Source organism: Chryseobacterium sp. 2TAF14, assembly GCF_052115105.1.
Lineage (GTDB): Bacteria > Bacteroidota > Bacteroidia > Flavobacteriales > Weeksellaceae > Chryseobacterium.
In genome coordinates this window covers 1-598 of the sequence record NZ_JBFRGA010000354.1, presented here as the reverse complement: position 1 = coordinate 598, position 598 = coordinate 1, and the positions used below count along the sequence as shown (strand labels likewise).

The following is a 598-nucleotide window of genomic DNA, read 5'->3' as shown; positions in this document are numbered from 1 at the left end:
GACAGGGTACTTCAGATGCAGATTTTCAAAACCTAACTGAAAATCTAAAAATTGTTGAAACCCGTTTCCTAACGATGAGTTTGCGATCATTAATGCAAAAAACACACAGAAAATCAATAAAATTCCTGAAGATTGGTTGCTTTGAAAAAATTTATTAAAATATTGGTTCAGCTTCATTTTTTGTCTTTAAATACGTCTGATTCTTGAAATTCCGTCGATTGCTTTTAATTTTTTGAATGTTTCTTCAAGCTGACCTTTATGTTTTACTTCAAGATTGATGTTTCCTGTGAAAACTCCGTTGTTGGATTCAATAGACATACTCTTCATATCCATTCCCATTGCACCACTGATTACGGTGGTGATATCATTGATCATTCCCATTCTGTCGAGACCTTCAATCTCAATCTTAACACGGTTTTTGAAGCTTTCTTCATTTACCCATTTTGCAGGAATTACACGATAATCGTATTGCGCACGAAGATTAATTGCATTCGGACAATTGTCGCTGTGAACTTTAATTCCGTCTGAAATGGTAATGAAGCCGAAGATTTTATCTCCAGGAATTACCGTACAACATTTTGCATAAGTATAATTAAGC

The 598-nt window shown here is 34.3% G+C and carries 2 protein-coding genes; both read right to left on the bottom strand.

Annotation, left to right across the window (positions count from 1 at the left end):
* A partial coding sequence (locus AB4Y90_RS18150) for a Na+/H+ antiporter NhaA (protein WP_441558957.1) occupies positions 1-177 on the bottom strand: 177 nt, incomplete at its 3' end.
* Between the two features lie 9 nt (positions 178-186).
* The coding region (locus tag AB4Y90_RS18145) for an ACT domain-containing protein (protein WP_441558956.1) at positions 187-598 on the bottom strand (412 nt) is incomplete at its 5' end.